The sequence below is a fragment of the Pseudomonas sp. HC1(2025) genome (genome assembly GCF_058742075.1).
Map to the genome: position 1 here is coordinate 4,738,581 of NZ_CP196017.1, position 21,310 is coordinate 4,759,890.

Here is a 21,310-nt window from a genome sequence, read left to right on the forward strand (position 1 = left end):
TTTAGTTGAGGGCGGGCGATAAGGTTGCATGACCATCCCCTACAAGGCCAAGGCTAAGCCTACCCGAATGGGTCAGTGAGACAACCCAAGGCATTGATAGATAAGGACTTCACGTCCTATCAAGGCATTGCGGCACTGGCGCCAGACCCTTCTCACCGAAGGCTGGCTGCATTTCAGGGCAAGCCCCAACAACAAGGCCAAGTTGCGCACAACTTGAGTGCATTAGTTAGTCACTCGACTTTTAACATGCCTGTACATGGCAATGCTGTGTCTATTCACGGCATTACCTAGTGCATGAGTGACGCTTGAAAACATGAACTCCGGCCATCTAATGGCGTGATTAAGATAGAGGTAAATGCGATGCGCATCAGCATATTTGGTTTGGGTTACGTGGGTGCAGTATGTGCCGGTTGCCTGTCTGCACGGGGCCACGAAGTGGTCGGCGTGGATATTTCCAAGGATAAGATCGACCTGATCAACGCGGGCAAATCCCCCATCGTTGAACCCGGCCTGGGCGAACTGTTGAGCCAGGGCATTGCCACCGGCCGGTTGCGCGGTACCACCAACTTCGCCGACGCCATCCGCGATACCGACCTGTCGATGATCTGTGTGGGCACGCCGAGCAAGAAAAACGGCGACCTGGAACTCAACTACATCGAAGCGGTATGCCGCGAGATTGGTTTTGTCCTGCGTGACAAGACCACCCGCCACACCATCGTGGTGCGCAGCACCGTGTTGCCCGGCACCGTGGCCAACGTAGTGATCCCGATCCTCGAAGACTGCTCGGGCAAAAAAGCCGGGGTCGACTTCGGTGTCGCGGTCAACCCGGAGTTCCTGCGCGAATCCACCGCCATCGCCGACTACGACCAGCCACCGATGACCGTGATCGGCGAACTGGACAAAGCCTCGGGCGACGTCCTGCAGTCGCTGTACGAAGAACTCGACGCACCGATCATCCGCAAGGACATCGCCGTTGCCGAGATGATCAAGTACACCTGCAACGTGTGGCACGCCACCAAGGTCACCTTCGCCAACGAGATCGGCAACATCGCCAAGGCGGTCGGCGTGGATGGTCGCGAAGTGATGGAAGTGGTCTGCCAGGACAAGACCCTCAACCTGTCCCAGTACTACATGCGCCCAGGCTTTGCGTTCGGCGGCTCGTGCCTGCCAAAAGACGTGCGCGCCCTGACCTACCGCGCCAGCACCCTGGACGTGGAGGCGCCGCTGCTCAACTCGCTGATGCGCAGCAACGAATCCCAGGTGCAGAACGCCTTCGACATCGTCTCCAGCCACGACAAGCGCAAGGTCGCCCTGCTGGGCCTGAGCTTCAAGGCCGGCACCGATGACCTGCGCGAAAGCCCACTGGTGGAACTGGCGGAAATGCTGATCGGCAAGGGCTTTGACCTGAGCATCTACGACAGCAACGTCGAATACGCCCGTGTGCATGGGGCCAACAAGGACTACATCGAAGGCAAGATCCCCCACGTGTCGTCCCTGCTCAACTCGGACTTCGACGATGTGATCAACAGCAGCGACGTGATCATCCTCGGCAACCGCGACGAGAAATTCCGCGCCCTGGCCCAACAAGCCCCGCACGGTAAGCAAGTGATCGACCTGGTGGGCTTCATGTCCCAGGCCACCAGCGTCAATGGGCGTACCGAAGGCATTTGCTGGTAAGCGCGCTGATCGCCGGCAAGCCGGCTCCTACAGGTCGCGCATGTCATGTAGGAGCCGGCTCGCCGGCGATGGCGCCCCACTGTAAGCCTGCCACAACCCCATCGGGCCACCCCACAGGCTCGCCCGAGACTCCAGACGGATGCAGATTATGCACAGGCTAAAGCACGGCCTCCTTCAGGCCGCCGGTTGGCTGTTGTTTTTAAGCGTGTTGATGTGCCTGGCCCTGGCGTTGCCGGCGAGCACATTCGACTCGCAGTCGAAGAATTTCATTTTCCTGATTGGCGCCGTTGGCATCTGGCGCTACTCCATGGGCGCTACGCACTTTGTGCGCGGCATGCTGTTCCTGTACGTGGTCTACCCGCACCTGCGGCGCAAAGTGCGCAAGCTGGGCAAAGCGGCGGACCCCTCCCACGTATTCCTGATGGTCACCAGCTTTCGCATCGACGCGCTGACCACCGCCCAGGTCTACAGCTCGGTGATTCGCGAGGCCATCGAGTGCGGCTTCCCCACCACCGTGGTCTGCTCGCTGGTGGAAATGTCCGATGAACTGCTGGTCAAGAGCCTCTGGGAAAAGATGAACCCACCGGCTCACGTCAAGCTCGACTTCGTGCGCATCGCCGGCACCGGCAAGCGCGATGGCCTGGCCTTTGGTTTCCGCGCCATCTCCCGCCACCTGCCGGACGACCGCGCCGTGGTGGCGGTGATCGATGGCGACACCGTGCTCGCCGAAGGCGTGGTACGCAAGACCGTGCCGTGGTTCCAGCTGTTCGGCAATGTCGGCGGCCTGACCACCAACGAGTTCTGCGAAGTGCGCGGCGGCTACATCATGAGCGAGTGGCACAAACTGCGCTTCGCCCAGCGCCACATCAACATGTGCTCCATGGCCCTGTCCAAGCGCGTGCTGACCATGACCGGACGCATGTCGGTGTTCCGTGCCAGCGTGGTCACCGACCCCGGCTTTATCGCCGACGTGGAAAGCGACTCGCTGCAACACTGGCGCCTGGGCCGCTTCAAGTTCCTCACCGGCGATGACAAGTCCAGCTGGTTCAGCCTGATGCGCCTGGGCTACGACACCTTCTACGTGCCCGACGCGGCGATCAACACCGTCGAGCATCCACCGGAAAAGAGCTTTATCAAGGCCAGCCGCAAGCTGATGTTCCGCTGGTACGGCAACAACCTGCGCCAGAACTCCCGGGCCCTGGGCCTGGGTATGGGCCGACTGGGCCTGTTCACCAGCGTGGTGCTGTTCGACCAGCGCGTGTCGATGTGGACCTCCCTGCTCGGCCTGACCGTGGCGATCATCGCCACCTTCAAGTACGGCGGCGCGTTCATCCTCGCTTACCTTTTGTGGATTGGTATCACGCGCCTGATCCTGACCCTGTTGCTGTCGTGCTCGGGCCACAAGATCGGCCCCGCCTACCCGGTGATTCTCTATTACAACCAGATCATGGGCGCGCTGGTGAAGATCTACGTGTTCTTCCGCCTCGATCAACAATCCTGGACCCGCCAGGACACCAAACTGACCCGTGATTTGGAAAGCGCACAGCGTTGGTTCAACACCTGGTCGTCTCGGACCATGACCTTCTCCGCCGGCAGCATTTTCGTCGCCGTGTTGCTGATGATGGTCTGACCCTGCCAAGCCTGAATTAACTTAAGGAAATGCCCTGATGAACAGTCAAGTAAACGCCAATGTTGTCCACGAATCCGAAGCCCAGCGCCAACACGCCCGGGTCAAAATCCCGGCCAAGCTGCGCTTCTTCGGCGCCGACCGCACCCCCATGGAAGTACGGGTCATCGACCTGTCCGCCGGCGGCCTGGCCTTCAATGCCGCCCAGCAACCGCTGAAGGTTGGCGATGTGCATAAGGCGCGCCTGCAATTTGTCATCGACAACCTCGGCCTGGCGATGGACGTGGAGCTGTTGATCCGCTCCCACGACCGCCAGACCGGCCGCACCGGCTGCCAGTTCCAGAACCTGGATGCCCAGGATATTTCCACCCTGCGCCACCTGATCACTTCGCACCTGTCCGGCGATATCGTGACCATGGGCGATGTACTGGCGACCTTGCAGCGCGACAACTTCACCAAGGCACGCAAGGTCAAGGACAGCGGCAGCGGCATGACCGCCTTTGGCCGCCTGCGCGCCGTGACCTTCAGCCTGGCGATCTTCCTGGTGGGCCTGGCGGCGTTCGGTTTTGTGTTCAAGTCGGTGTATGGCATGTACTTCGTCAGCCATGCCCAGGCCGGCCTGGTCAGCGTGCCGGGCATGAACGTCACGATGCCCCGCGACGGCACCGTGCAAAGCCTGATCAAAGACAACGGGGTTGCCGCCAAAGGCGCGCCACTGGCGACCTTCAGCACCAGCATGCTGGATGTGCTCAAGGGCCACCTGGACGAAGACCAGCTGCAACCGGCCAAGGTCGAAGAGCTGTTCGGCAAGCAAATGACCGGCACCCTGACCTCGCCCTGCGATTGCATCGTCGCCCAGCAACTGGTGGCCGACGGTCAATACGCGAGCAAGGGTGATGTGATCTTCCAACTGGTGCCGCGCGGCAGCCAGGCGAATGTCGAGGCGCGTTTCTCCTATCGCCAGTTCGGTGATGTGCGCCCAGGCACCCCGGTGAGCTTCCAGGTCGCCGATGAAGAACAGACCCGCACCGGCACCATCGTCAGCAGCACCAGCCTCAACAGCGCCGACCTGTCCTCGGATATCCGCGTGCAGATCAAGCCCGATGCCCCGCTGGACAGCGCCTATGCCGGCCGCCCGGTAGAAGTGACGAGCGACCGTGGCCCGTCCCTGAACTGGCTGATTGATAAAGCCATGGCTGCTGGTTTGTAAGCGAGGATTTGCCTGTGAACCCTATTTCAAGAACAACACAACCCTTGTGGGAGCCCACTTCTGTGGGAGCCGGGCTTGCCCGCGATAGCATCGACTCGGTGCAGCAGGCACACCGAGTCGCGCGCATCGTAGGCAAGCCAGCTCCTACAAAAGCTCGCTCCCCCATGCGACCTGTGGCGCTGCTGGCATTGGCCGTCACACTGGCCGGTTGCGCCGGCCTGCCCGACCAGCGCCTGGCCAATGAAGCCCTCAAGCGTGGCGACACCGCCACCGCCGCACAGAATTACCAGCAACTGGCAGAACTGGGCTACAGCGAAGCCCAGGTCGGCCTGGCCGATATCCAGGTCGGCAGCCGCGACCCGGCGCAGATCAAGCAAGCCGAAGCCACCTACCGCGCGGCCGCCGATATCTCGCCCCGCGCCCAGGCCCGTCTCGGCCGCCTGCTGGTGGCCAAGCCCGGCGCCACCGAAGCCGAGCACCGTGAAGCCGAAGGCCTGTTGAAAAAAGCCTTTGCCAATGGCGAAGGCAACACCCTGATCCCGCTGGCCATGCTGTACCTGCAATACCCCCACGATTTCCCCAGCATCAACGCGCAGCAGCAGATCGATACCTGGCGCACCGCCGGCTATCCGGAAGCAGGCCTGGCGCAGGTGCTGCTGTACCGCACCCAGGGCACCTACGACCAGCACCTGGATGACATCGAAAAAATCTGCAAGGCCGCGCTCAGCAGCACCGATATCTGCTACGTCGAACTGGCCACCGTCTACCAGAAGCGCGAGCAGCCGCAGCCACAGGCCGAACTGCTCAAGCAGATGCAAGCCGGCTACAGCCGTGGCACCGTCAGCGCCCAGCGGGTCGACAGTGTGGCCCGTGTGCTGGGTGATGCGTCACTCGGCAAGACGGACGAAAAGACCGCCCAGGCCCTGCTGGAAAAAATCGCCCCCGGCTACCCGGCGTCCTGGGTCAGCCTCGCGCAGCTGCTCTACGACTTCCCGGAACTGGGCGACGTCGAGCAAATGATGAAGTACCTCGACAACGGCCGCGCCGCCGACCAGCCCCGCGCCGAACTGCTGCTGGGCAAGCTCTACTACGAAGGCAAGTGGGTGCCGGCCGATGCCAAGGCCGCGCAAGCGCACTTTCAGAAAGCCCAGGGCCGGGAAGTGGCCGCCGATTACTACCTCGGCCAGATCTACCGCCGTGGCTACCTGGGCCAGGTCTACCCGCAAAAAGCCCTGGATCACTTGCTGACCGCCGCGCGCAACGGCCAGAACAGCGCCGACTTTGCTATCGCCCAGCTGTTTTCCCAAGGCAAGGGCACCCAGCCCGACCCGCTCAACGCCTATGTGTTCAGCCAACTGGCCAAAGCCCAAAACACGCCGCAAGCCAATGAACTGGCCGCGCAACTCGAACAACAACTGCCGCCTGCCCAGCGCGCCGAGGGCCAGCGCCTGCTGCAACAAGAGCTGGCCGCCCGTGGCGCCTTGAGCCAAAGCGCGCTGCAACTGCACGCCCTGCAAGAAGATGACGGCGAGGAAACCCTATGAAACTCAATCCATTCGTCAAGGCCGGTATTGGCCTGACCTTCGCCCTGCTGTGGTCGTGCCCGACCCTGGCCGCGCTGACCGAAGACAAGAACTTCGGCCTGGAAGTGAAAGTCACCGGCCAGTCCGAAGATGACCGCGACCTCGGCACCCAGCGCGGCGGCGACGTCAACGGCATCGGTCTGGATGTGCGCCCGTGGATCTATGGTGAGCGCGGCGCGTGGAGCGCCTACGCCATGGGCCAGGCGGTGGCGTCCAGCGACATCATCGAGACCGACACCCTGCAACAGTCCGATGACGACACCACCGAGCAATCGAGCAACAACGACCGCAAGACCAAGAAGAACTACCTGGCCCTGCGCGAGTTCTGGGTCGGCTACAGCGGCTTCACCCCCTACCCTGGCGAGATCCTCAAGCTGGGCCGCCAACGCCTGCGCAATGACGACGGGCAATGGCGCGACACCAATATCGAAGCGCTGAACTGGACCTTCGACACCACCCTGCTCAAGGCCAATGTCGGCGCCGCCGAGCGCTTCAGCGAGTACCGCACCGACCTCAAGGAACTGTCCCCCGAAGACAAGGACCGCCAGCACTTCTACGCCGACGCGGCCTACCAGTGGACCCCGGGCCACTGGGTTGGCGTGCGCGGCCATCACAGCCATGACGACGGCAAGCTCGACTACCCGCAACCGGGCGTGGCCGCCGACTCATTGGACAAGCGCCAGAACGGCGACCTGACCTGGCTCGGCCTGGAGGCCAACAGCGACGCCTATAACTGGCGCAACACCAACAGCGTCAACTACTGGGCCAGCGTCACCGGCATGCAGGGCGAGCGCAGCAACGTCAACGCCCTGAACGCCGACGGCAGCCGCCCGGCCAACGCCAAGCGCAATACTGATGTGGATGGCTGGGCCACCGACCTCGGTGTGCGCCTGCGCCTCGACCCGCAGTGGCAAGTGGGTGCGGCCTATGCCCGCGCCAGCGCCGACTACGAACAGAACGGCCTGCAAAGCAACCGCTCGAACTTCACCGGCACGCAATCGCGGGTGCATCGTTTTGGCGAGGCGTTTCGCGGCGAGATGAACAACATGCAGTCCATGAGCCTGTTCGGTTCCTGGCAGTTGCACGACGACTACGACGCCAGCCTGGTCTACCACAAGTTCTGGCGTGTCGACGGTAACAAGCCGGTGGGCAGCAATGGCATCGACGCGGTGCAGAACAACTACGACGACGTCACCGGCGCCGTGCTGTCCAGCGCCTCCCTGCCTTTGGAAGACGGCAAGAAAGACCTCGGCCAGGAGATGGACCTGGTGGTCACCAAGTACTTCAAGAAGGGCCTGCTGCCCGCCGCCCTCAGCCAGTCGATCGACGAACCGTCGGCCCTGGTGCGCTTTCGTGGCGGCGTGTTCAAACCGGGCGACGCCTATGGCAAGCAAGTCGACTCGTACATGCACCGCGCCTTTGTCGATGTGATCTGGCGTTTCTGATGGGAGCCTGCGCAATGAATCCTCATGCCCTCAAAGGCTCGGCCCTCCTCGCTGCGGCAATGCTGCTGGCGTGCGCCCCGGCCTTTGCCAATGTCGAGCCGCAGGTCAAGGCGCCCACCATCGCCAAGGAACTGCAACAGGCCAAGACCTACACCATCACCAGCCCGCCCACCGCGCCGCTGGAGCTGGCCAAGCCGACGCTGCCGGACCTCTCGGGCTACACCGCACAAGCCGTGGCGAAGAAAATCGTGCGCAGCAAGGCCGGCAAGGTCAGCGTGCGCCGGATGATGCAGGAAAACGCCCTCAAGGACTTTATCGGCGGCGACAACAAGATGGCCGAATGGGTGGTGCGCCAGCACGGCATTCCCCAGGCGATCTTTATCGACGACGGCTACATGAACCTCAAGGACCTGCTCCAGAAAGTGCCCAAGCAATACCTGAGCGAAACCTCGCCCGGCGTGTTCCTGGCCAGGCTACCGATTGTGGTCGGCGAAAAAGGCATCCTCGAAATCGATCAACAGACCCAGGAACTGCGCCTGTCCCAGGAGGCCGGCGCGTTCCTGGTCAACGACGGCCAGCTGTTTGTGCGCGACACCAAGATCACCGGCTGGCGCGAGAAAACCAACGGCCCGGCGACCTTCCGCTCGCCCAAGGAATTCCGCCCGTTCCTGCTGGCCTGGGGCGGCACCCAGACCTACATCGTCAACAGCAAGATGGCCAGCTTCGGCTATGCCAACAGCAAGTCCTATGGCGTGAGTATTTCCCAGTACACGCCGAACATGGCCAAAGTCCTCAAGCGCCCGGAGCCCACCGGCTGGATCGTCGATTCCGAGTTCTCGGACATGTGGTACGGCTTCTACTGCTACGAAACCACAGGCTTTGTGATCAAGGGCAGCACCTACAAAGACAACATCGTCTACGGCATCGACCCCCACGACCGTTCCCACGGCCTGATCATTGCCGACAACACTGTGTACGGCACCAAGAAGAAGCACGGCATCATTATTTCCCGTGAGGTCAACGACAGCTTCATCTTCAACAACCGCAGCTACGACAACAAGCTTTCGGGCCTGGTGATCGACCGTAACAGCGTGAACAACCTGATCGCCGACAACGAGATCTACCGCAACCACACCGACGGCATCACCCTCTATGAGAGCGGCGACAACCTGCTGTGGGGCAACAAGGTGATCAGCAACCGCCGCCACGGTATTCGTATCCGTAACAGCGTGAACATCCGCCTGTACGAGAACCTCGCCATGGCCAACGGCCTGACCGGCGTCTACGGCCATATCAAGGACCTGACCGACACCGACCGCGACATCGAGCTCGACCCGTTCGACACCAAGGTCTCGCTGATCGTGGTCGGCGGCGAGCTGGCGGCCAATGGCAGCGGGCCGCTGTCCATCGACTCGCCGCTGAGCATCGAGCTGTACCGCGTGTCGATGCTCGCGCCGACCAAATCCAGTGGCATCAGCTTCTCCGGCGTTCTGGGCGAGCGCCAGGAAGAGATTCTCGACTTGCTGGTACGCCAGAAAAAAGCCGTGCTGATCGACCCTGTCGAACGCCAGACCCCATTGCAGGACTGAGGATGACCTTTATGCACCCACACATGATCAAGCTGCTCAGCCTCTCGGGTTTGACCCTCGGCATCCTGGCCGCCAGCAGCGGCGTGCGCGCCGATGAAGCCAAGGCGCCGAGCTTTACCGCCGAGCCGTGCTGCAACCTGTGCCCCGAGGCTCACGACGCAAAGAACTACACCACCCGCTACCAGCAGAATTTCACCACCCTGGTACAGGCCCAGGGCGACTGGCTGTTCCGTACCCAGGAAGACCTGCGCACCGAATTCGACACCACCCCGGCCGGCTACAAACGCATGCAGCAACTGCACGACGCGTTCAAGAGCAAGGGCGTGGAACTGGTGGTGGTCTACCAGCCGACCCGTGGCCTGGTGAACCGCAACAAGCTCAACCCGGCAGAGAAAGCGCGCTTTGACTTCGACAAAGCCCTGGGCAACTACAAGAGCATGCTCGGGCGTTTTGCCAAGATGGGCTATGTGGTGCCGGACCTGTCGCCGCTGACCAACGAGCAATTGCCGGACGAACTGCCGGCCCACGATTTCTACTTCCGTGGCGACCAGCACTGGACCCCCTATGGCGCCCAGCGCACTGCGAAAATCGTCGGCGCCAAAGTGCGCGCCATGCCCGAATTCGCCGGGATCCCCCAGCGCGAATTCGAGACCAAGAAATCCGGGCGCATGGGCAAGACCGGCACCCTGCACAACATGGCAGGGCAACTGTGCGGCACCAGCTACGCGATCCAGTACATGGACCAGTTCAGCACCGAGCCCAAGGGCGAAGCGGCGGACGGCGACCTGTTCGGCGACTCCGGCAACCCGCAGATCACCCTGGTGGGCACCAGCCACAGTGGCAAGAACTACAACTTCGCCGGTTTCCTGGAACAGGAAATCGGTGCCGACATCCTTAACGTCGCCTTCCCCGGCGGCGGCCTGGAAGGCTCGATGATCCAGTACCTGGGCAGCGAAGAGTTCCAGAAAAGCCCACCGAAGATTCTGATCTGGGAATTCTCGCCGCTGTATCGCCTGGACCAGGAAACCATCTACCGCCAGATGATGGCCCTGCTCGACAACGGCTGCGAAGGCAAGCCGGCGCAGATGAGCGCCAGCACCACCCTCAAGCCGGGCAAGAACGAATTGATGGTCAACAGCAAGAACATGGACCTGCGCAACAGCCGTCACCAGGTCGACATTCGCTTCGCCGATCCCTCGGTGAAAACCCTGCAAGCCACCCTCTGGTACATGAACGGGCGCCACGAGGACATCAAGATCGACAAACCCGAGACATCCGAGACAGACGGGCGTTTCGCCTTTGAACTGCGCACCGATGAAGACTGGGCCTCGCAGAACCTGCTGGCCGTGGAAGTGCAGGGCCCCGAAGCGGGTGCTGCGGCGCAGAAAGTCGAAGCGAAAATTTGCACACGCAACGTATTCCCAGCGGGTGGTCAACAGACTGCCTCTGCCGGGCAATGAGGTTACCTATGCAGAAGTTATTGATTCCAACCTTGCTCGGCCTGGCGATGTTTGCCGGCCACGTAAACGCCGCCGCACCGCTGCGTCCGCCCCAGGGCTACTTCGCGCCGATTGAAGCGTTCAAGACCGGCGACTTCAAGAACGACTGCGACGCCATGCCCACGCCCTACACCGGCTCGCTGCAGTTTCGCAGCAAATACGAAGGCTCCGACAAAGCCCGTTCGACCCTGAATGTGCAGTCGGAAAAAGCCTTTCGCGACAGTACCGCCGATATCACCAAGCTGGAAAAAGACACCAGCAAGCGGGTGATGCAGTTCATGCGCGACGGTCGCCCGGAGCAATTGCAATGCACGTTGAACTGGCTGGTGAGCTGGGCCAAGGCCGATGCGTTGATGTCCAAGGACTTCAACCACACCGGCAAGTCGATGCGCAAATGGGCGCTGGGCAGCATGGCGTCGGCCTATGTGCGCCTGAAGTTTTCCGAGTCGCAACCGCTGGCCAAGTACCCGCAGCAATCGCAACTGATCGAAGCCTGGTTCAACAAACTGGCCGAGCAAGTGGTCAGCGACTGGGACAACCTGCCCCTGGAAAAAACCAACAACCACTCGTACTGGGCCGCCTGGTCGGTGATGGCCACGTCCGTCGCCACCAACCGTCGCGACCTGTTCGATTGGGCAGTGAAGGAATACAAGGTCGGCGCCAACCAGGTTGACGCCCAGGGCTACCTGCCCAATGAACTCAAGCGCCAGCAACGGGCCTTGGCCTACCACAACTATGCGCTGCCGCCACTGGCGATGATCGCCAGTTTCGCCCTGGTCAACGGCGTGGATGTACGCCCGGAAAACAACGGCGCGCTCAAGCGCCTGGGCGACAAGGTGCTGGCCGGGGTCAAGGATCCGCAGCTGTTCGAGCAGAAGAACGGCAAGGAACAGGACATGCAGGATCTGGAGCAGGACTCGAAATTCGCCTGGCTCGAGCCCTTCTGCACCCTCTACACCTGCGCCCCGGAGGTACTGGAGCGCAAGCACGAGATGCAGCCGTTCAAGACCTTCCGCCTGGGTGGCGACCTGACCAAGGTCTACGACCCGGCGCATGAAAAAGGCAGTTGATGGAACGGGTTACACATGTGGGAGCGGGCTTGCCCGCGATAGCGGTCTGACATTCAGCATTGATTTCAACTGACACACCGTTATCGCAGGCAAGCCAGCTCCCACAGAGACCCCGTTTCGTCAGTGCAAATGTAGTACCACCCTCCCCGGTTTTTCGTGGGGGGTTTGGGGGGGCCGTTGGCCCTTGACTGTTGGTTAAACATGGAGAGATCGGGATGGTTTTCTCGTCCAATGTGTTCCTGTTTCTGTTCTTGCCGATCTTTCTCGGCTTGTACTATTTGAGCGGGCAACGCTATCGCAATCTGCTGCTGCTGATTGCCAGCTACGTGTTCTACGCCTGGTGGCGAGTGGACTTCCTGGCGCTGTTCGCCGCCGTGACCCTGTGGAACTACTGGATCGGCCTCAAGGTCGGTGCCGCGGGCGTGCGCACCAAACCGGCCCAGCGCTGGCTGCTGCTCGGCGTGGCGGTCGACCTGTGCATCCTCGGCTACTTCAAGTACGCCAACTTTGGTGTCGACAGCATCAACCTGATGATGAAATCGGCGGGCCTGGAGCCGTTTATCCTGACCCATGTGCTGTTGCCGATCGGGATTTCGTTCTACATCTTCGAGTCCATCAGCTACATCATCGACGTGTACCGCGGCGATACCCCGGCCACCCGCAATCTCATCGACTTTGCGGCGTTCGTGGCGATCTTCCCGCACCTGATTGCCGGCCCCGTGCTGCGTTTTCGCGACCTGGCCGACCAGTTCAACAACCGTACCCACACCCTGGATAAATTCTCCGAGGGCTGCACGCGGTTCATGCAGGGTTTTATCAAGAAGGTGTTTATCGCCGACACCCTGGCGGTGGTGGCCGATCATTGCTTTGCCCTGCAAAACCCCACCACCGGTGACGCCTGGCTCGGCGCGCTGGCGTACACCGCACAGCTGTATTTCGACTTCTCCGGCTACAGCGACATGGCCATCGGCCTGGGCTTGATGATGGGCTTCCGCTTTATGGAGAACTTCAAGCAGCCGTATATCAGCCAGTCGATCACCGAGTTCTGGCGGCGCTGGCATATCAGCCTGTCCACCTGGCTGCGTGATTACCTGTACATCACCCTGGGCGGCAACCGCAAAGGCACGCTGACCACCTATCGCAACCTGTTCCTGACCATGCTGCTGGGTGGCCTGTGGCACGGCGCGAACATCACCTACATCGTCTGGGGCGCCTGGCACGGCATGTGGCTGGCGATTGAAAAAGCCATCGGCCTCAACACCTCGCCACGCAGCTTCAACCCGGTGCGCTGGGCCTTCACCTTCCTGCTGGTGGTGATGGGCTGGGTGATCTTCCGTGCCGAAAACCTGCACGTCGCCGGGCGCATGTACGGCGCGATGTTCAGCTTTGGCGAGTGGTCGCTGTCGGAACTCAACCGCGCCAACCTGACGGGCCTGCAAGTGGCGACCATGGTGGTGGCCTACGCCACGCTGGCGTTCTTCGGCCTGCGCGACTTCTACAGCAATCGCCCGGCCGACAAGGCCAGGCCGGCTGATCCGAGCCTGATCAAGGCAGTGCCTGGGGATAACCCCGGCAGCATCCAGGAGCCCGGTTTCAGCGTCGGCAGCAACGCCGCCGTGCAACCGGCCTACTGGACCGCTGACTGGCCCCGCTACGCCATGCGCGCCCTGATCCTGCTGCTGTTCGTGGCGTCGATTCTCAAACTCTCGGCGCAAAGCTTCTCGCCGTTCCTTTACTTCCAATTCTGAGGGAGCCGACCATGACCCGTTCATTCCGCATCCTCTACGCCGCGCTGTTCATGGCCCTGCTCATGGCCCTGGGCGCGTGGTCGGTGCGCAGTTTCTTCGGTTTCAATACCAACGCCGACGCCACCGTGCTCAACGGGCGCTGGGCCAAGGCGGTCGAAACCCATTACGACGATGAGTTCCCGATCAAGCGCCTGGGCACCAACCTCTGGGCGGCGCTGGACTACAAGCTGTTCAACGAAGGCCGCCCCGGCGTGGTGCTGGGTCGCGATCACTGGCTGTACAGCGACGAAGAGTTCAACCCCGCCGTCAACGAAGAGCAGAACCTGCAAGACAACTACGCCCTGGTCGAAGGCGTGCGCCAAACCCTCAAGGCCAAGGGCGTGCAGTTGGTAATGGCGATTGTCCCGGCCAAGGTGCGCCTGTACCCCGAGCACCTGGGTGAAGTGCAGCCGGCGAGCATTCATGCCGGGCTCTACCAGGACTTCCATGCCCGGGTGGCCGCCGACAAGATCCTCGCTCCCGACCTGCTGGGCCCGCTGCAACAGGCCAAGCTCCATGGCCAGCAAGTGTTCCTGCGCACCGACACCCACTGGACTCCGGATGGCGCCGAAGTTGCCGCCAAGCAATTGGCCCGTGTAATCAACGCCAAGACCCTGCTCAGCGGCGAACCCCAGCGTTTTGTCACCGACGCAGAGGGCATCGCCCCCCACAGCGGTGACCTGCGCCTGTTCCTGCCCCTGGACCCGTTGTTCGAAAACCTGATGCCGCCCAAGGAGCCCCTGCAAAAACGCGTGACCCACGCGGTGCAGGCCCAGGCCGCAGGCGACGACGCGCTGTTTGCCGACAGCGAGATGCCGGTGGCCCTGGTGGGCACCAGCTACAGCGCCAACCCCAACTGGAACTTCGTCGGTGCCCTGAAGCAAGCCCTGGGCAGCGAAGTGGTGAACTACTCCGAAGACGGCCACGGCCCGATCCTGCCGATGCTCAGCTACCTGAAAAGCGCTGACTTCAAGAACAGCCCGCCGCAAGTGCTGATCTGGGAGTTTCCTGAACGCTATCTACCGGTGAACAACGAAATCGGCGAGGCCGACCCCAAGTGGGTCGCGCAGCTCAAACACGCCGGTACGCGCCAACAGAACATGGCAAGCAACACCCCTGTTAAAACCGAAAAATCCGAGACGCCCGACCGGGCGCAAAACTGAAAGAGAGGTAACTCACATGACTTTCACTACTAATCCGCGTCGTCTCGCCAAGACCCTGGCCCTGGCTGCCGGCATGAGCTTCGTATCCATGTCCGTCTTCGCCGGTGACGCCGCCCTCTACGGCCCCGTTGCGCCAAAGGGCTCCAGCTTCGTGCGCCTGTTCAACGCCAGCAACCAGGAAGTCAGCGCCAGCGTCGGCAACACCGCGCTGAGCGATGTGGCACCGCTGGCCAGCAGCGACTTCAGCTTCCTGCCGGGCGGCGACTACAGCGCCAAGGTCGGTAGCCAGAACGTCACGGTCAAGCTGGCCGCCGATCACTACTACACCCTGGTCAACAGCAGCACTGGCCAGCCGCAACTGATCGAAGAACCGCCGTTCAAGAACAAGCAGAAATCCCTGGTGCGCGTGCAAAACCTCAGCGACAAGGCCCTGACCCTCAAGACCGCCGACGGCAAGACCGACGTGGTCAAGGCCGTGGCCGCCAAGAGCCGTGGCGAGCGCGAGATCAACCCGGTGAAGGTCAGCCTGGCGCTGTACGACGGCGACAAGAAGGTTGGCGACGTGAAGCCGGTGGCCCTGGAACGTGGTGAGGCGGCGGTGCTGTATGTCACCGGCTCCGGCAGCAACCTGTCGCCAGTGTGGGTCAAGCGCCCCGTGTCGACCCGTTGATGATTTCCCTGAGTTGAGACGCCCCCTTGTGGGAGCTGGCTTGCCAGCGATGGCGGTCTTGAAGGCGCTATCGCAGGCAAGCCAGCTCCCACACTGTCCGCGTGTCGACTCAGGACCGAGACAAAAACAAGAGTGAAACGACAAACCTTCGTAGCTCTGACCCAAATCGATTCAAGGAGAAACACATGATCCCAGTAATCCTTTCCGGTGGTAGCGGCTCACGTCTTTGGCCGCTTTCCCGTAAACAGTTCCCTAAACAGTTCCTCGCCCTGACCGGCGAGCACACGCTGTTCCAGCAAACCCTGGAGCGCCTGGTGTTCGAAGGCATGGACGCACCGATCATCGTCTGCAACAAGGACCACCGCTTTATCGTCAATGAGCAACTGAGCACTCGCAAGCTCGACAGCCAGCGCATCCTGATGGAACCGTTCGGGCGCAACACCGCGCCGGCCGTGGCCCTGACCGCGATGATGCTGGTCAACGAAGGCCGTGACGAGCTGATGCTGGTCCTGCCTGCCGACCACGTACTGGACGATCAAAAAGCCCTGCAACGCGCCCTGGCCCTGGCCACCGTGGCCGCCGAGCGTGGCGAGATGGTGCTGTTCGGCGTGCCGGCCACCCGCCCGGAAACCGGCTACGGCTACATCAAGTCCACCAACGATTCACTGCTGCCCGAAGGCGTCAGCCGCGTGCAGCAGTTCGTCGAAAAACCCGATGAAAAACGCGCCGTCGAGTTCGTCAAGAGCGGCGGTTACTTCTGGAACAGCGGCATGTTCCTGTTTCGCGCCAGCCGCTTCCTCGAAGAGCTGAAAAAGCACGACCCGGACATCTACGACACCTGCGTGCTGACCCTGGAGCGCAGCGAACACACCGCCGACACCGTGACCTTCGACGAAGCCACCTTCGCCTGCTGCCCGGACAATTCCATCGACTACGCGGTGATGGAAAAAACCCAGCGCGCCTGCGTGGTGCCGCTGAGCGCCGGCTGGAGCGACGTGGGTTGCTGGGCTTCGCTGTGGGCGGTCAACGACAAGGACGCCAACGGCAACGTGACCAAGGGCGACGTGGTGATCCAGGACAGCAAGAACTGCATGATCCACGGCAACGGCAAGCTGGTGTCGGTGATCGGCCTGGAAAACATCGTGGTGGTGGAAACCAAGGACGCGATGATGATTGCCCACAAGGACAAGGTCCAGGGCGTCAAGCAGATGGTCAATACCCTCAACGAACAGGGGCGCAGCGAGACCCAGAACCACTGCGAGGTGTACCGCCCGTGGGGCTCCTACGACTCGGTGGACATGGGCGGGCGTTTTCAGGTCAAGCACATCTCGGTCAAGCCCGGCGCGTGCCTGTCGCTACAGATGCACCACCACCGCGCCGAACACTGGATCGTGGTCAGCGGCACCGCCGAAGTGACCTGCGACGAAAACGTGTTCCTGCTCTGCGAGAACCAGTCCACCTACATCCCGATTGCCTCGGTGCATCGCTTGCGCAACCCGGGCAAGATCCCGTTGGAGATCATCGAAGTGCAATCGGGCAGTTACTTGGGCGAGGACGATATCGAGCGGTTTGAAGATATCTACGGGCGCTCGACCCCGATCGAGCGTGGCGTTTCGGTAAAAACCATCGCGCAGTAATACCGCAGAACAAAAAGCCCTCGCCCGGCCCATTGCGTCCCCTATCCGCAGTGGGTTGAGTGGGGGCTTTTTCTGAGTGCTGCATTGATCACCCTCCCAGCGTGGCAGCCTTCATTGGAAATAGTCCTTGAACGTGTTCGTCCCCAGATACAGGAAGTTCGACGGCGTCAGCTTGATTTCCTTGGGCATTTTAAGCTCAACAAACGGACTGCCTGCGGTGACCGGGCCTAGATCCGTGGGCGCCTGCTCAGAGCTAAATATCACCATGTAGTCGCCACTGCCCACGTAGCGTTCATTGCCTAGGAACAGCAGGTTCTCAACGTTTTCACTGTTGAATTGCTGGCCTGGAGGGTTAACGTACACCCCGCCCTTGGAACCCGCGCGCCGTTCACCACGCGCCAAATCGTTGATACTGTGCTCGCGGGCGATGGCTTCTGAACCTGCCTTGCTGGTGTAGTGAATGTAAACGGGCTTGCCGTTGTAGGTGCCCGAGTCGACGATCGATTGCCAATCCTGATGATTGACCAATGCTTGATTCGCCGCTGAGCTTGATGCCAGCGGGCCGGACCCGGCCGGGCGTTCTCGGGAAGCGTTGACACCCTTGGCTTGTTTGTTCCCCCCAAGCATCCTGCTCGAACGCCATTCGCCATTCGCCCCCGCTTCGACGGTCAGTACGGGTTTACCCGTCAGAGGGTCAACAATCTGGACGTAACCGTCACTGAGTTTGAAATCACTTTTGATCTCATACGTATTGGCAATACCTGACTGATCGGTGTAACGGATAAACCACCGATCGGCTCCCGCCTCGTCCTTGAATTGATAAATCCCTTTGCTATTGAGGGTGCTCCTGGCGAGCAATGCCTCGCCATCCGCGACGACATAGGCGCTCAGATTGCCCGCTTGTGACGGTCGCAACAGATTGGGCACATCGACACCCGCGTTGGCGAGTTCAAGGACTGCCGGCTCTTCAGTGGGCAGTGCAAAGGGGTCTTCGGCTGCCGAGCCGGTACCCACGGAAGAGAACAAGGTGTTGAGCATTCCGTCGAACGTCTTCGACGCCCCATCACGGCGCTCGGCCTGGGTGTCCCCCGACGCCTCCTTTTCGCTGCCCAGTACAATTTCCGTGAGGCCTGTGACCACGGCGGCAGCGGCGACCGGTGCGCCCAACGGCGCCAGTTTGAGCAGCAATTGTGCTCCGACCGAAATGTCGTTGAGCCAGGTGTCACGCGTGACTTGGCTGTTGGATTTGATCGCGGTGTCTGCATCGTTGTTCATGCGCTGCTGGCTCAGGTCCGCCATGTGGCTGAACACATCGCCCTTGATCGCGAAGTTGCCGCGGTCAATGACGCTGCCCTCCTGATCGCTGACACTTGCCGTACCGAGGTACTCCAACGTGGTATCCAGGCCATCTTTGGGACGGATATCAGGCACCAGGGAGCTCAGCGGTACTATTGCGTTGAGCAAGGTGCTGCCAAATCCCCCGGTATCGCTGTTCTGCCGATCAGCCAGGGAAAAGTGCGACTCCAGGGCGGTGCGCGACTGGGGCGTCCTGGCCTGCTCGCTGACCCACTGATCCATTTTTTCCAGCGAGGCGAACTTGAGAAAAGCCGGCTGGGCATCAGGGATATAGAGAATCTGCACGCCATCCAGCCGACCGTTGACATATTTTGGGGAGCCCTCCCCGGGTAGGGTAAAACGCACAATGTCACTGGATTGAAAACCATTGATATCGAAGGTATAGACCTGGACGTCGCCACTTACCGGGGATTTCGCCCGCAGTTTGTCGACGGTCAGGGGCTGGTCTTCAGCCAATGCCTCACCGGTAACAGCCTTCATCAGCCGTTGATAGTCGCTGTGGGTGAACTCATGCTCGGCCGGCTGCAGCGCTCGCTCAGCCGGTAGCCTGGCCTCCTGGGCCTTGAGTTGCTCGCCGGCCTTATAGATGAATATGCCTTTCTGAACGGTGCGGTAGTCGTCGGCGTGGTCTTTCCAGAAGCTGTGGATTTTTTCGGACATGCTTGTCTGGAAATCGGACTTCCACAGGGCCTTCATGAAGTCCGAAGGCTTCAGGGGGATTTGGTTATGAGCACCGTAGCCGGCTTTTTGGCTTTGCCCGGGGCCGTCTTTATACAAACCTGCTTCCGAGTCCAGAGTGCCGGGAATCCCGTCGTGCTCGGAAAAGTTCTTCAATACCGCGTCGGTCAACGTGATGGATGAAGTGGGCTCTTCCTTCAAGTGTTCCCAACCGGTAACGGTGGCCGCAGATTGTGATGCGTCAAACCGATTCAAATAGGTCTTGTCGGCGTCCACATGGGTTCCGGTCAACTGGAACACAATAGCTTGCGCCAGCTTTTTGGCTTCTTGGCGCACATCGGGAAATGCCACCGCGGTATCCAGCGCAATGGACTTGAACTTGGCTTTCTCCAGATTGGCCCTGGCCACCTGCTCGGTAATGACTGCGTAGGCATTGGAGGTGGCTGTGGGCTCTAGGGACGATACGGTCTGCCTGAGTTGGCTGAGCTCTTCGCGGTCTTGCGGAACGCTCCAGCCATTGGCGGTGATGTATTGCGCAAGGCTGATGTGTAGGGTCGGGCCTGAGTGTGGCGCATCCGGCGCCAGGTGGATCTTGGCCGTCTGCAAGGCTGGAAAAATCCGCTCATTGGATATACGGCCCGTGGTAATGCCTTGCTCCAGGCCGGCCAGTGTCAGGATCAGCGAATTACGATGGTCCAGGTCACTGCTGCCGGAGGGTGATTGGGTATTGGATGCAGGTTTTGTTGGACTGCTCTCTTGGGTGGCATCGACGAGGTGGTAAGCGGGAGGAGAGAAGTTTCGTATGGGAAAGCTCATGGGGTGTGTGCTCCGCACGTCTATAGAAGACCGCAGATCAACGGTTGTCGCTCTGTGGCTGTATATATTTAAGTGAGGCGAACGCCGCCCATGATTCCAGCGCCAAGGTATCGGGGCGTGTCCGTGTGCGGGCAACCGCAACCCGATAGGCAACCGCCTGCTGTCAACGGTACGATGGTTCACCTATCCGCGAGGCTGCCCCCATGTTCTTCGGTGTTCTACTGATCATCACCTGGCTGATCCTGCTGCTGCGCTACCCGGCCAGGGCGTTGCCGGTATCCCTCGCCGCCGCTGTGGGCCTGGGCTGCGTGGCGATGTGGGTGGTCTGGCTGGACAATCGCGAAGCCGCGCAACTGGCGCGCCTGGAGCTGCGCATCAGCTACGCCCCCGAGCAGTGCCCCGCCGACCGCCCCTTGCAGCTCAAGCTGAACAACGGCAACGACGTCCCCCTGACCGAACTGCGCTGGCGCGTCGGCGCCTATGCGCCGGGTGATACGGTGAACCTGGCCGATAACGTCTATGCTGCCCCGCGCTATCGCGGCCCCGGCGAGCTGCAGGCCGGCGCCACCTGGGAAGATTGCCTGCCGGTGCCGCCACTGCGCCCCGGCTACCGCCCGCAAACCCTGGAGTTTCGCGCCGAACACCTGCAAGGCAGCTTCTCCGACTAACAACCGCACAGGATTGATCCATGCCCAACGTGCTTATCACCGGTTGCTCCAGCGGCATCGGCCGGGCCCTGGCCGATGCCTTCAAAACCGCCGGCTACAACGTATGGGCCAGCGCCCGCCGCCCCGAAGACGTCGCCGCACTCACAACTGCCGGCTTGCAGGCCGTGCAACTGGACGTCAACGATGGCGCGGCCCTGGCGCAACTTGCTGGACAGGTAGGCGAGCTGGATGTGTTGATCAACAACGCCGGCTACGGCGCCATGGGCCCGCTGCTCGACGGTGGCACCGAGGCCATGCAGCGCCAGTTCGAGACCAACGTGTTCGCCATCGTCGGCGTGACCCAGGCGCTGTTCCCCGCCCTGCGCGCACGCAAAGGGCTGGTGGTGAATATCGGCAGTGTGTCCGGGGTGCTGGTCACGCCATTTGCCGGCGCCTACTGCGCTTCCAAGGCCGCCGTCCATGCCTTGAGCGACGCGTTGCGCATGGAGCTCGCACCGTTTGGCGTGCGGGTCATGGAAGTGCAGCCGGGGGCGATCAACACCCACTTTGCCAAGAACGCCGGCACCCAGGCCGAACTGCTGATCAATGAACAATCGCCATGGTGGCCACTGCGCGAAAACATCCGCGCCCGCTCCCAGGCCTCCCAGGACAAACCGACCCCGGCCAGCGTGCTTGCAGCGGATGTGCTCAAGGCCGTGCAACAGGGTCAACCACCCCGCCTGCTGCGCTCGGGCAATGGCAGCCGGGCGTTGCCCTTGATGGCGGCGCTGCTGCCCAAAGGGTTGTTGGAGAAGGTGTTGAAGAAGCGCTTCGGGCTCAGTGGAGCGCTTTGATC

Annotated in this window: 15 protein-coding genes; 14 read left to right on the forward strand and 1 reads right to left on the reverse strand. The window is 61.5% G+C overall.

The genetic code is table 11. From position 1 onward, the window contains the following. Positions 1 to 360 precede the first annotated feature (360 nt). The 12 genes from ACSSVH_RS21180 to ACSSVH_RS21235 all read left to right on the forward strand — a co-directional run bounded on the left by ACSSVH_RS21180 (position 361) and on the right by ACSSVH_RS21235 (position 16,957). Positions 361 to 1,677 (forward strand): nucleotide sugar dehydrogenase, encoded by a 1,317-nt coding sequence (locus tag ACSSVH_RS21180; RefSeq protein ID WP_172312071.1) that lies wholly within the window; start codon positions 361 to 363, stop codon positions 1,675 to 1,677. A gap of 148 nt (positions 1,678 to 1,825) precedes the next feature. Continuing rightward, the gene (gene alg8 / locus ACSSVH_RS21185; RefSeq protein ID WP_407073421.1) at positions 1,826 to 3,307 is read left to right on the forward strand and encodes a mannuronan synthase; all 1,482 of its coding nucleotides are present in this window, start codon (positions 1,826 to 1,828) and stop codon (positions 3,305 to 3,307) included. A 37-nt stretch (positions 3,308 to 3,344) separates the two neighbouring features. Further along, positions 3,345 to 4,514: an alginate biosynthesis protein Alg44 gene (locus ACSSVH_RS21190; protein ID WP_169954545.1), complete on the forward strand. Its 1,170-nt coding sequence runs from the start codon at positions 3,345 to 3,347 to the stop codon at positions 4,512 to 4,514. Positions 4,515 to 4,678: 164 nt separating this feature from the next. After that, positions 4,679 to 6,058, forward strand: coding sequence for an alginate biosynthesis TPR repeat lipoprotein AlgK (gene algK / locus ACSSVH_RS21195; protein WP_170056769.1), 1,380 nt, complete (start codon positions 4,679 to 4,681; stop codon positions 6,056 to 6,058). Continuing rightward, a complete protein-coding gene (locus ACSSVH_RS21200) occupies positions 6,055 to 7,542 on the forward strand; it encodes an alginate export family protein (RefSeq protein WP_492633691.1) in 1,488 nt (495 codons plus the stop codon). Before algK ends, ACSSVH_RS21200 begins: the two co-directional genes overlap by 4 nt. Then, positions 7,542 to 9,131: a mannuronan 5-epimerase AlgG gene (algG, locus tag ACSSVH_RS21205; RefSeq protein ID WP_172312077.1), complete on the forward strand. Its 1,590-nt coding sequence runs from the start codon at positions 7,542 to 7,544 to the stop codon at positions 9,129 to 9,131. Before ACSSVH_RS21200 ends, algG begins: the two co-directional genes overlap by 1 nt. Before the next feature lie 11 nt (positions 9,132 to 9,142). After that, positions 9,143 to 10,591: an alginate O-acetyltransferase gene (locus tag ACSSVH_RS21210; RefSeq protein WP_169954549.1), complete on the forward strand. Its 1,449-nt coding sequence runs from the start codon at positions 9,143 to 9,145 to the stop codon at positions 10,589 to 10,591. 8 nt (positions 10,592 to 10,599) lie between these two features. Continuing rightward, complete coding sequence (locus ACSSVH_RS21215) at positions 10,600 to 11,700, forward strand: mannuronate-specific alginate lyase (protein WP_492633692.1); 1,101 nt, start codon at positions 10,600 to 10,602, stop codon at positions 11,698 to 11,700. A 215-nt stretch (positions 11,701 to 11,915) separates the two neighbouring features. Then, positions 11,916 to 13,448 carry an MBOAT family O-acyltransferase gene (locus ACSSVH_RS21220; RefSeq protein WP_170056767.1) on the forward strand — a complete coding sequence of 511 codons (1,533 nt, stop codon included), beginning with the start codon at positions 11,916 to 11,918 and terminating at the stop codon, positions 13,446 to 13,448. Positions 13,449 to 13,459: 11 nt separating this feature from the next. Next, positions 13,460 to 14,650, forward strand: a complete 1,191-nt coding sequence (locus ACSSVH_RS21225) for an alginate O-acetyltransferase (protein ID WP_172312079.1) — start codon at positions 13,460 to 13,462, stop codon at positions 14,648 to 14,650. A gap of 16 nt (positions 14,651 to 14,666) precedes the next feature. After that, positions 14,667 to 15,320, forward strand: coding sequence for an alginate O-acetyltransferase AlgF (locus tag ACSSVH_RS21230; protein ID WP_172312081.1), 654 nt, complete (start codon positions 14,667 to 14,669; stop codon positions 15,318 to 15,320). A gap of 185 nt (positions 15,321 to 15,505) precedes the next feature. After that, positions 15,506 to 16,957 carry a mannose-1-phosphate guanylyltransferase/mannose-6-phosphate isomerase gene (locus ACSSVH_RS21235; protein WP_169954554.1) on the forward strand — a complete coding sequence of 484 codons (1,452 nt, stop codon included), beginning with the start codon at positions 15,506 to 15,508 and terminating at the stop codon, positions 16,955 to 16,957. A 111-nt stretch (positions 16,958 to 17,068) separates the two neighbouring features. On the opposite strand, the gene ACSSVH_RS21240 is transcribed toward ACSSVH_RS21235, so the two are convergent. Continuing rightward, a complete protein-coding gene (locus ACSSVH_RS21240) occupies positions 17,069 to 19,807 on the reverse strand; it encodes a dermonecrotic toxin domain-containing protein (protein ID WP_492633693.1) in 2,739 nt (912 codons plus the stop codon). 203 nt (positions 19,808 to 20,010) lie between these two features. On the opposite strand from ACSSVH_RS21240, the gene ACSSVH_RS21245 reads away from it, so the two are divergent. Both ACSSVH_RS21245 and ACSSVH_RS21250 read left to right on the forward strand, forming a co-directional pair. Next, the gene (locus ACSSVH_RS21245; RefSeq protein WP_169954556.1) at positions 20,011 to 20,475 is read left to right on the forward strand and encodes a multidrug transporter; all 465 of its coding nucleotides are present in this window, start codon (positions 20,011 to 20,013) and stop codon (positions 20,473 to 20,475) included. Between the two features lie 20 nt (positions 20,476 to 20,495). Further along, entirely contained in the window at positions 20,496 to 21,308 is an 813-nt protein-coding gene (locus ACSSVH_RS21250) for an SDR family oxidoreductase (RefSeq protein WP_169954557.1), read from the forward strand. Positions 21,309 to 21,310 lie beyond the last annotated feature (2 nt).

Bases quoted from the DNA above. Each gene is read 5' to 3' on its own strand.
- ACSSVH_RS21180 (WP_172312071.1), top strand. From the start codon at position 361: ATGCGCATCAGCATATTTGGTTTGGGTTACGTGGGTGCAGTATGTGCC.
- alg8 (WP_407073421.1), top strand. From the start codon at position 1,826: ATGCACAGGCTAAAGCACGGCCTCCTTCAGGCCGCCGGTTGGCTGTTG.
- ACSSVH_RS21190 (WP_169954545.1), top strand. From the start codon at position 3,345: ATGAACAGTCAAGTAAACGCCAATGTTGTCCACGAATCCGAAGCCCAG.
- algK (WP_170056769.1), top strand. From the start codon at position 4,679: ATGCGACCTGTGGCGCTGCTGGCATTGGCCGTCACACTGGCCGGTTGC.
- ACSSVH_RS21200 (WP_492633691.1), top strand. From the start codon at position 6,055: ATGAAACTCAATCCATTCGTCAAGGCCGGTATTGGCCTGACCTTCGCC.
- algG (WP_172312077.1), top strand. From the start codon at position 7,542: ATGGGAGCCTGCGCAATGAATCCTCATGCCCTCAAAGGCTCGGCCCTC.
- ACSSVH_RS21210 (WP_169954549.1), top strand. From the start codon at position 9,143: ATGCACCCACACATGATCAAGCTGCTCAGCCTCTCGGGTTTGACCCTC.
- ACSSVH_RS21215 (WP_492633692.1), top strand. From the start codon at position 10,600: ATGCAGAAGTTATTGATTCCAACCTTGCTCGGCCTGGCGATGTTTGCC.
- ACSSVH_RS21220 (WP_170056767.1), top strand. From the start codon at position 11,916: ATGGTTTTCTCGTCCAATGTGTTCCTGTTTCTGTTCTTGCCGATCTTT.
- ACSSVH_RS21225 (WP_172312079.1), top strand. From the start codon at position 13,460: ATGACCCGTTCATTCCGCATCCTCTACGCCGCGCTGTTCATGGCCCTG.
- ACSSVH_RS21230 (WP_172312081.1), top strand. From the start codon at position 14,667: ATGACTTTCACTACTAATCCGCGTCGTCTCGCCAAGACCCTGGCCCTG.
- ACSSVH_RS21235 (WP_169954554.1), top strand. From the start codon at position 15,506: ATGATCCCAGTAATCCTTTCCGGTGGTAGCGGCTCACGTCTTTGGCCG.
- ACSSVH_RS21240 (WP_492633693.1), bottom strand. From the start codon at position 19,807: ATGAGCTTTCCCATACGAAACTTCTCTCCTCCCGCTTACCACCTCGTC.
- ACSSVH_RS21245 (WP_169954556.1), top strand. From the start codon at position 20,011: ATGTTCTTCGGTGTTCTACTGATCATCACCTGGCTGATCCTGCTGCTG.
- ACSSVH_RS21250 (WP_169954557.1), top strand. From the start codon at position 20,496: ATGCCCAACGTGCTTATCACCGGTTGCTCCAGCGGCATCGGCCGGGCC.